Origin of the sequence: Motilimonas sp. 1_MG-2023 (assembly GCF_030547455.1) — a bacterium.
Lineage (GTDB): Bacteria > Pseudomonadota > Gammaproteobacteria > Enterobacterales > CBDFNC01 > Motilimonas.
The window spans coordinates 20,878-30,765 of record NZ_JAUOPX010000050.1 but is presented as its reverse complement, the minus strand read 5'-3'; the positions used below and the strand labels follow the sequence as shown (position 1 = coordinate 30,765).

Below are 9,888 nucleotides of genomic sequence, written 5' to 3'. Positions count from 1 at the left end.
GTACTAGCTCAGCTGGTAGAGCGCAACCTTGCCAAGGTTGAGGTCACGAGTTCGAGCCTCGTGTACCGCTCCAAATCTTTCCTAATACACTCCTATCAAGCTATTACTATCCATCGTTTACTATCTCGTGTCATTGTTTTATCTTTGCTTTATTTAAACGAAAAAAACGACCATCAGGTCGCCTTTAATAAGTTAGGTTTTAATTTTATTTTTATTTAAAGCTGGCTTTTTGCATACAGAGCTGCACCAATAATGCCTGCTTGGTTAAGAGATTGCGCTGGGATCACTTCCGCGTTGGTTTCTAATTGATCAACAAACTTTTCTAGTTTTTTACTGGCACCACCGCCTAGAATAAAGCAGTCAGGTGAGAGTAAAAACTCCAAGCGCTGTAGGTACAAATTAAAGCGCTTGCCCCATTTGCTCCAACTAAGGTCTTCTTTCTTGCGGGTTGAGTCCGCGGTGTAGTGCTCGGCAACCATTCCTTCTAATATAATGTGACCTAGTTCAGTGTTCGGTAGCAGTTGTCCGTTAGTGAAAACAGCCGTGCCTAAGCCCGTGCCTATGGTGATCAACACAACCACTCCCGATTTATTTTTACCTGCTCCGAAGGTAAATTCTGCCATTCCTGCTGCATCAGCATCATTTACCACAAAGCAAGGGCATTGTGTGTTGGTGGCGAAAAGCTTTGCCGCATCTGTATTGATCCAGCTTTTGTCTATATTTGATGCTGTTTTAGCGACACCGTGCACTACTGTTGCAGGAAATCCACAGCCAATTGGGCCTTGCCATTGAAAATGGTCAACAAGTTGTTTGAGTGTCTCGGCAACGGCTTCTGGCGTAGCCGGTTGCGGCGTTGCAATACGATGTCGCTCTGTGACTAACTCGCCCGTTTGTGTATCTACGATGGCACCTTTAATGCCTGAGCCGCCAATATCAACACCTAATATTTGCATTTGAATTACCTTAATAATTGTTTTTCAAAAGGATGCCCTGAGAATGAATATTTCACAAGTAAAGGGCTAGATTGGTCACGTTAAGTTTGAGCTTAGTCGAATTATGTACCACCTTAACTATGCGTCTCGGGGCAAGCCTTTTTCTATGCTACGGATTAAACGCTGTGTTTTTTTTGCCGATATTAAATCAGACTTTTGTTGCTGTTGTGTTAATGCCCATTGGATATGCTCTTGAACGAGGTTTGATGTTGCGCTCGCTAAGCCATGCTCTAATGCCTTGATAATTTTTTCCTGATGCGCTGCGTTACCTAACGCTACAGCAATATTTCGTTGCCAACGTTCAAAACCAATACGACGTATGGGAGAGCCTTCTGTGCGTTGCAAAAACTCAGTTTCAGTCCAACTAAATAGGGTTAATAACTGCTGGCTCTTAAGCTGCGCACGAGGGTGAAAGTCGATTTCATCAGTAAGCTTTGCGTAGCGATTCCACGGGCAAATGAGTTGGCAGTCGTCACAGCCATAAATACGATTGCCTATTAAGGGCCTAAATTCTTCTGGTATAGGGCCATTTAGTTCTATGGTCAGGTAGGAAATACAGCGCCTAGCATCAACAACATATGGCTCGACAATGGCTTGAGTTGGACAAATAGTGATACAAGCAACGCAGCTACCGCATTTTTCTTGAATCGGCTGATCAACTGGTAAGGGGAGGTTTACCAATAGCTCGCCTAAGAAAAACCAAGAGCCAGCTTGCTCATCAAGCACGAGAGAATGTTTACCAACCCAGCCTAAACCTGCGTTAGCTGCGAGCGGGCGCTCTAATATTGGCGCTGAATCAACAAAGGGTCGATAGTCTAATTCATTGCAGCTTTGTTTAATGTGCTCTCCTAATTGTTTGAGCCGTTGTCGCATCACTTTATGATAATCGCGGCCTAGGGCGTAGCGACTGATGTAGCCTATGTCTGTCTGTTTGAGATCGTTGGCAAAGCTGGCATCGGGTGGTAAGTAATCCATGCGCACAGAAATAACGCGCAGTGTGCCAGGATGAAGCTCGTTGGGACGTGCCCGCATCATGCCGTGACGAGACATATATTCCATTTCACCGTGGTAATTGGCGTCTAACCATTGCTGTAATTCGGCTTCATGCTCACTGAGGTCTATATCTGCGATACCTACCTGCTGAAAGCCCAGCTCTCGGCCCCACTGTTTGATATTGTGTGCTAATTGTTCAAGTGTTTGCTCTGTCATGGGGAAGGCCACTGTTATTACTTGGGCGTCAGTTTATCATAAGCATAAGAGTAAGGCAGCGCGGCGGTTTTATTGTTTAAGCTAACATCTTATTCTCTTGTGCATAGTCAAATATAGTATGAGCAGGGTATTATCAGTTATGATTGCATCTATTATGAATTTTTTGCAGTTTCATAGCGCTTTCTTATGATACTGCGTTGGTTCAGTTTGCGTCGAGTTTCGGTTTGTTGAATAAGCTTCTTGCTTATTACTGTTGTTAATTAATGGGTTGATATCTTTCATGTTTAAAACGGTTTTGGTTGATGATGTTGCAACGGTGGAATTTGGACGAAAGCTGAGTCAGTGTTGTGATCAAGCCAGTTGTTTTTTTCTCTATGGAGACCTAGGTGCTGGCAAGACCACGTTAACGCGGGGCTTCGTGCAAGGGCTTGGTCATTCAGGTAATGTAAAAAGCCCTACATATACCTTGGTTGAACCTTATGAGCTGGTAAAGTGGCAGGTTTATCATTTTGATTTATATCGCTTGGCAGATCCTGAAGAGCTTGAATTTATGGGGATTCGAGATTACTTCAGTGACAATAGTCATTGTTTGATTGAATGGCCAGACAAAGGCTTGGGAGTATTACCTGAGCCCGATATCATCATAAACCTAACTTACTTAGGCCAACAACGGCAAATAGAGATAAGTTCACGCTCTGCTGTGGGGCAAAAGATAATTGAAAAATTAGAGTCGTTACATGAATAAGCTGATAGCAATATTTTTATGTCTGTTTACATTAAGCTTTAATGGGGTTGCCAGTGAGCTTAAAGGTGTGCGAATTTGGCCGTCACCAGATAGCACCCGTGTGGTATTAGATTTAACCTCGGCCCCAGTACATGATTCGTTTTTATTAACGGGGCCAGATCGTATTGTGGTCGACATTAATGGCCCTATCAGTAAATTTGATCTTACTAAAATTAAAAATACTAGCCCTTTGCTTAAAGCTATCCGTACCAGTACGCCAAAAAAGAAAGGGACTTTCCGTTTGGTGTTCGATTTAAATAAAGCGACCAAGCCAGTTATTTTTTCTTTAACGCCAACTAAGCCTTACGGCCATCGATTAGTTATCGACTTGCCACATAATAATGTCAAGCCAGCGAAAGAAAGTAGCGCGAAGAAGCCGGTCGTCCCTCCTAGCTTAAATGGTCAACGAGATATAGTTATTGCCGTTGATGCTGGCCATGGCGGTGACGATCCTGGGGCCTTGGGCAAAAAAACCTATGAAAAAAACGTTACTCTCGCCATAGCAAAGCACGTGGCAGAGTTGATCAACCGTGAAAAGGGCATGAAAGCCGTGCTTATTCGTAGCGGCGACTACTTTGTTAATTTGAATAAACGCTCCGATATAGCGAGGAAATCGCAGGCTGATCTATTGATTTCTATTCATGCTGACGGATTCCATAATCCTAAGCCACGTGGTGCTTCTGTATGGGTGCTCTCTACTCGACGCGCGAACTCTGAGATTGGTCGTTGGATTGAAAAGCATGAAGAGCAATCAGAGTTACTGGGTGGGGCTGGCGAAGTGATTAACAAGGCGGAGCAAGACTTGTTTCTAACGCGCACGCTACTCGATATGTCGATGGACCATTCGATGAATACTGGTTATGGCGTGAGTGTTGAAGTGCTTAAGGAGCTAGGTAAGGTAACCACCTTACATAAAAAACGGCCAGAGCATGCTAGCCTCGCAGTTTTGAAATCGCCAGATATTCCTTCTTTGCTAGTGGAGGCGGGTTTTATTACCAACCGACAAGAAGAAGCGTTACTACGTACTACCTCGCACCAAAAGAAAATTGCTAATGCGGTTTACGTTGGTGTTAAGCGTCATTTTGCTAATAACCCACCGGTTGGGACATACTTTGCGGCAATCGCGGCAAAATCTCACGTGGTTCAACGCGGCGAAAGTTTGTCTGTAATTGCTAAGCGTTATGGCGTAAGTGTGAGTCAGCTAAAACTAGCCAATCAATTAAAATCAGACCAACTTAGAGTGGATCAAGAACTTAAGATCCCAAGTAGTTAATTATGCCTATTCAAATATTACCCCCTCGCCTTGCTAACCAGATTGCAGCGGGTGAAGTGGTAGAGCGACCTGCTTCAGTGGTCAAAGAGCTCGTTGAAAATAGCTTAGATGCCGGCGCTAGCAAAATTGAAATCGAGTTAGAAAAGGGCGGCACTAAGCTTATTCGTATTCGCGATAATGGCAGTGGTGTGGCTAAAGAGGAGTTACAGCTAGCACTCAGTCGCCATGCCACGAGTAAAGTAACCTCGTTAGATGATCTTGAAGCCATTATAAGCTTAGGTTTTCGTGGCGAGGCGCTTGCCAGTATTAGCTCAGTTTCACGTTTAACTTTCTCATCTTGTACCGCTGAGCAAAGCGAAGGCTGGCAGGCCTGCACTGAAGGCCGGGACATGGCAGTTAAAGTGCAGCCAGTGGCCCATCCTGTAGGCACTTCGGTAGAAGTCGCGGACCTGTTTTTTAATACCCCAGCAAGAAGGCGTTTTTTACGCTCAGAAAAAACAGAATTTGGCCACATTGAAGAATTGGTCAAACGTTTAGCACTAAGTCATTTTGAAGTACATTTTAGCCTTAAGCATAATGGCAAGGTGGTCAAAAACTTTCGTCCGGCATTAACGTTACCGCAACAAGAAAAGCGCGTAGCTGCCATTTGCTCTAATCAGTTTATGCAGCATGCGTTGGCGATTAAGGCTCAACACGGTGATTTAGCGCTATCGGGTTGGATTATTGAACCACAAGGGGCGCGCGCGCAAAACGATGTTCAATACTGCTATGTCAATGGCCGGATGATGCGCGACAAATTGATAAATCATGCGATCCGACAAGCTTATGCCGATAAGTTACCTAGCCATTCATTTGCTGGGTTTATTATTTATATTCAAGTGGATCCGGCGGAAGTCGACGTTAATGTGCATCCGGCGAAACATGAAGTGCGCTTTCATCAGGGGCGTTTGGTCCATGATTTTATATTACAAACGCTAAATGACGCCTTGTTGGAAAATGAGTCTAGTGAGTTAAATAAAGAAAATTTAACGCAGTTAGAGCAAGGTGATATTTCGACACCAGAGTCAATTGATAGCACGGTCGTTTCAGAGTCTCATGGTCCTTATACCGCTTCACCTCGCTCGGAAGCACCGCGTATACCTTCTTTTTCAAACAGTAGTGGCAAAACGACACATGGCTATCGGTCATCCTCGTCGGCGACGAATGCATTGAATGAGTCGGTGTGGACACAAGCGCCACCTCAGCTGCCCGTTGCGAATGATTCGGAGCAGCAAGAGCCAATAACTGAAAGCAGCTTAGGCGTACCGTTAACCTTAATCGATGAGCGTTTTTTATTACTACAAGGGAAACGCCTGCAACTACTTTCACTGGTAAAAGCGTGGCAGTTGGTGACTTATCATCAGTTGTTGGGATATTTTCAACAAGGGCCGGTATCGCAACCTTTGTTGTTACCTGTTTCCGTATGTGTGGGAGCAGAGTTGCTCGATGTAGCAAAGTTTCATCAAGAAAGCTTGAATAAATTAGGCTTGCAGTTGAAAACCCAAGGTAACGACACCATTATTGTGTGTCAGGTGCCGCCACAAATGCGTAATGTGCCACAAAGTGACATTGTGGTTGGTTTATTGCAACAACTGGCGCCTGAAATGAACGAGCTCGCAGGGGAAAAAATTGAAGCGGCGTGTTGGTGGCTGGCTGGTCGAATTAGTCAGCATAAGCACACCTTTGATTGGCTTGGCGCGCAACAGTTGATGCTGCAATTACAGCAACAGTTAGGTGAATCCTTAACTGCTCATAGTGACGTTTTATTACGTCAAGTTGATTTAGCCACCACAATAAAGAGTTTTGATGTTGAATAATAACCACCCACAAGCGATTTTTTTAATGGGCCCGACTGCTTCAGGTAAAACTGATTTAGCAATAGAGATTGCTCAAAGAATGCCTTGTGACGTGATTAGCGTTGACTCCGCATTAATTTATCGTGATATGGACATCGGTACGGCTAAGCCTACAGCCGAAGAATTAGCTAAGGCGCCGCATCAGCTAATTGATATTTTAGACCCGTCAGAGTCATATTCAGCGGCTGATTTTCGGCGTGATGCATTGGCTTTAATGGAACAATCGATTAGTAAAGGCCGCACACCATTATTAGTGGGTGGCACGATGCTTTATTTTAAAGCCTTACTAGAAGGTTTATCACCGTTACCGGAAGCCGATACGGCGATTAGAGCAGAGATAGAGCAGCAAGCTGAAACCTTAGGTTGGCAGGCGTTACATGGTGAGTTGATGGCTATTGATCCTGTTGCGGCGAACCGTATTCACCCAAATGATCCGCAACGTTTGTCTCGTGCTCTTGAGGTTTACCGACTAACAGGGAAGACCTTGACAGAGTTAACTAAAACGAAGGCGCCACCCTTGCCTTATCAGGTGCATCAATTTGCTTTGATGTCAGATGATCGGCAAACTTTGCATCAACGTATTGAACAACGTTATATGAAAATGTTAGAAGCTGGCTTTGAAGATGAAGTACGTGCTTTGTACGCACGAGGTGACTTACACATTGATCTGCCTTCTATGCGCTCGGTGGGCTATCGCCAAATGTGGCAATATTTAGCGAGTGAACTTTCTCACCAAGAAATGGTCTACCGTGGTGTTGTCGCTACGCGTCAATTAGCTAAGCGTCAAATTACTTGGTTGCGAGGATGGTCGGACTTGATCACACTTGAGCCAGGAAGTAGAGAAAATATTGATAAAATTGTACAAGTTATTGGCTAGATTAAATAAAGCATGTATATAATCTTACGTTATGCGCATTTTTTTATAACAACAAAACAATAAGGAAAATAAGAAATGGCCAAGGGGCAATCATTACAAGACCCTTTTTTAAACGCTTTGCGTCGTGAAAGGATTCCAGTATCAATTTATCTGGTTAATGGTATTAAGTTACAAGGTCAAATAGAGTCATTTGACCAGTTCGTGATTCTATTAAAGAACACGGTAAACCAAATGGTTTACAAACACGCGATTTCAACCGTCGTTCCAGCACGCCCTGTTAGTCACCATACCGGTACGGCAGGTGGCACTGAAGGCGGGGAATAATTTTGATTTTTTTGGTGGAGCAAGTCTCCACCTTTTTTTAAGGAGTTTTTTGCTTGTTTGACCGTTATGAAGCAGGTGAACAGGCTATATTGGTTCATATCGATTTTCGTGAAGAAGGCGAACGAGAAGATCTAGTAGAGCTTGAAATGTTAGTCAGTTCTGCGGGCGTAAATGCAGTATCTACTGTGACCGGAAGCCGTTCCAGCCCTCACCCTAAATATTTTGTTGGTAGTGGTAAAGCAGAAGAAATTGCCCAACAAGTCAGTTTATTCGAAGCCGATGTCATTATTTTTAATCATGCCTTATCGCCGGGACAAGAGCGTAATTTAGAAAAATTATGCCAATGTCGAGTGTTAGATCGGACTTCACTGATTTTGGATATTTTTGCGCAACGGGCACGAACCCATGAAGGTAAGTTGCAAGTTGAGTTAGCACAACTGCGCCACCTGTCGACACGCTTAATTCGCGGCTGGACGCACTTAGAGCGACAAAAGGGTGGTATAGGCTTGCGGGGTCCGGGGGAAACTCAGTTAGAAACGGATCGCCGCTTATTACGTGAGCGAATCAAGGCTATTTTAAGACGTTTAGATAAGGTTGCGAAACAACGCGAGCAAGGTCGGCGTTCACGTCAACGTAATGAAGTACCTACGGTTTCTTTAGTGGGCTATACCAATGCGGGCAAGTCCACCTTATTTAATCGGTTAACGCGCGCTGATGTCTATGCGGCGGACCAATTATTTGCGACGTTGGATCCGACGTTACGGAAAATTGAAATAGCGGATGTGGGTAATACCATTTTGGCGGATACCGTTGGCTTTATTCGACATTTGCCTCATGATTTGGTTGCGGCATTTAAAGCAACCCTTGAAGAAACTCGCGAAGCAGACATTTTATTACATGTTGTCGATTGCTCTGATGAGCGCTATGAAGACAATATGCGTGAAGTCGAGTCTGTTTTAGCCGAAATTGATGCTGATGAAGTACCGCAGTTAATTGTGATGAACAAGATCGATGCGGTAGAAGGGCGCGAGCCAAAGATTGTTTATAATGATGAAGGTGTCGCAACTCACGTATACCTTTCAGCCAAAGATGATCTGGGAATTGATTTATTATTTAGAGCGTTAACTCAGCGTTTAGCTGGTGCAATGGTGACGAAACATTTAGCATTGCCCCCTACGGCAGGTAAATTACGTAGTACACTGTATGCACTGAATTGTATTGAACATGAAGTGTTTGATGATGCAGGTGGCTGGAATATCGATGTCCGCATGACGGCGATCGATTGGGAGCGACTTTTAAAACAGCAAGGAGAGGTTATTCAAACCTTTATTGCATCTTAAATGCCTGTTACATTTATTGATTAATATCTTCTAGTAAGTGGAGAGTAGAATGGCCTGGAATGAGCCTGGAAATGGTGGTAATAAAGACCGCGACCCATGGCAGAACAACAATAAGAATCAGGGACCCCCTGATTTGGATGAAGTGTTCAAAAAGCTAAGTGGTAAGTTTGGCGGCGTTTTTGGTGGCAAAGGTGGCGGTGGTGATGTCAGCTCTTTTGGCATTATGATTGTTGTTGTTATCGGTTTGCTAATTTGGGGCGTAAGTGGTTTTTACACCATCAAAGAAGCGGAGCGCGGCGTGGTATTGCGTTTTGGTGGTTATCACGAAACTGTATTACCTGGCTTACAATGGAATCCAAAATTTATCGATCAAGTCATTCCTGTTGACGTCAATACCATTCGGTCATTACGCGGTAAGGGGTCAATGCTAACAGCCGATGAGAACGTGGTTGAGGTTGAAATGGATGTGCAATATAAAGTTGTAGATCCTAAGCAATATCTATTTAGCGTGACCAATGCTGATGATAGTTTATCGCAAGCGTTAGACAGTGCATTGCGTTATGTTGTTGGTCACACCCAAATGAATAATGTGCTGACAACAGGCCGTGATGTCGTTCGTAAAGATACTTGGAACAAGTTAGAAGAGATCACTGAACCCTACAATATGGGTTTACAAGTGATTGATGTTAACTTCTTACCTGCTCGTCCTCCGGTGGAAGTCAAAGATGCATTTGATGATGCCATTGCAGCGCAAGAAGATGAAGAGCGTTTTATTCGCGAAGCTGAAGCGTACGAGCGTGAAAAAGAGCCGACAGCACGCGGTCAAGTTAAACGTATAGAGCAAGAAGCAATTGCTTACAAAGAGCAAGTAACTTTGCAAGCACAAGGTGAAGTGGCTCGTTTTGAAGCCTTGCTTCCTCAATATCGTGCGGCGCCAGAAGTGACCCGCGAACGTTTATACATTGAAACGATGCAGTCAGTATTAAGTAACACCAGCAAAGTATTACTTGATAGCCAAGGTAGTAACAGCATGATGTATCTACCCTTAGACAAAATTATGCAACAGTCTAAGCAAACTAAATCGGTTGAAAGTATGCCATCGCAGTCAGATGTAAACTCAACTTACAATACTGATATCACGATAAATGACACGCCTGTGCGCAGCACACGAATTCGTTCAGGGAGAGAATAATC

Annotated in this window: 9 protein-coding genes; 7 read left to right on the top strand and 2 right to left on the bottom strand. The window is 44.0% G+C overall.

The window, feature by feature from the left end:
- Positions 1 to 215: 215 nt before the first annotated feature.
- Positions 216 to 953 carry a polyphosphate--glucose phosphotransferase gene (ppgK, locus tag Q4519_RS19010; protein WP_232803991.1) on the bottom strand — a complete coding sequence of 246 codons (738 nt, stop codon included), beginning with the start codon at positions 951 to 953 and terminating at the stop codon, positions 216 to 218.
- Between the two features lie 117 nt (positions 954 to 1,070).
- A complete protein-coding gene (gene queG, locus Q4519_RS19005; protein ID WP_303515019.1) occupies positions 1,071 to 2,201 on the bottom strand; it encodes a tRNA epoxyqueuosine(34) reductase QueG in 1,131 nt (376 codons plus the stop codon).
- Positions 2,202 to 2,481: 280 nt separating this feature from the next.
- Here queG and tsaE point away from each other — a divergent pair, with 280 nt between their 5' ends.
- The 7 genes from tsaE (at position 2,482) to hflK (ending at position 9,886) form a co-directional block, all read left to right on the top strand.
- Complete coding sequence (tsaE, locus tag Q4519_RS19000) at positions 2,482 to 2,946, top strand: tRNA (adenosine(37)-N6)-threonylcarbamoyltransferase complex ATPase subunit type 1 TsaE (RefSeq protein ID WP_303515016.1); 465 nt, start codon at positions 2,482 to 2,484, stop codon at positions 2,944 to 2,946.
- On the top strand, positions 2,939 to 4,258 hold the full coding sequence (locus Q4519_RS18995; protein ID WP_232803994.1) for an N-acetylmuramoyl-L-alanine amidase: 1,320 nt from the start codon (positions 2,939 to 2,941) through the stop codon (positions 4,256 to 4,258). The genes tsaE and Q4519_RS18995 overlap by 8 nt, the downstream gene beginning before the upstream one ends.
- A gap of 2 nt (positions 4,259 to 4,260) precedes the next feature.
- Positions 4,261 to 6,114: a DNA mismatch repair endonuclease MutL gene (mutL, locus tag Q4519_RS18990; protein WP_303515012.1), complete on the top strand. Its 1,854-nt coding sequence runs from the start codon at positions 4,261 to 4,263 to the stop codon at positions 6,112 to 6,114.
- Positions 6,104 to 7,030, top strand: coding sequence for a tRNA (adenosine(37)-N6)-dimethylallyltransferase MiaA (gene miaA, locus Q4519_RS18985; protein ID WP_303515009.1), 927 nt, complete (start codon positions 6,104 to 6,106; stop codon positions 7,028 to 7,030). The genes mutL and miaA overlap by 11 nt, the downstream gene beginning before the upstream one ends.
- A gap of 75 nt (positions 7,031 to 7,105) precedes the next feature.
- Positions 7,106 to 7,354, top strand: a complete 249-nt coding sequence (gene hfq, locus Q4519_RS18980) for an RNA chaperone Hfq (RefSeq protein WP_232803997.1) — start codon at positions 7,106 to 7,108, stop codon at positions 7,352 to 7,354.
- A 53-nt stretch (positions 7,355 to 7,407) separates the two neighbouring features.
- On the top strand, positions 7,408 to 8,694 hold the full coding sequence (gene hflX, locus Q4519_RS18975) for a ribosome rescue GTPase HflX (RefSeq protein WP_232803998.1): 1,287 nt from the start codon (positions 7,408 to 7,410) through the stop codon (positions 8,692 to 8,694).
- Positions 8,695 to 8,743: 49 nt separating this feature from the next.
- Entirely contained in the window at positions 8,744 to 9,886 is a 1,143-nt protein-coding gene (gene hflK / locus Q4519_RS18970; RefSeq protein ID WP_232803999.1) for an FtsH protease activity modulator HflK, read from the top strand.
- Positions 9,887 to 9,888 lie beyond the last annotated feature (2 nt).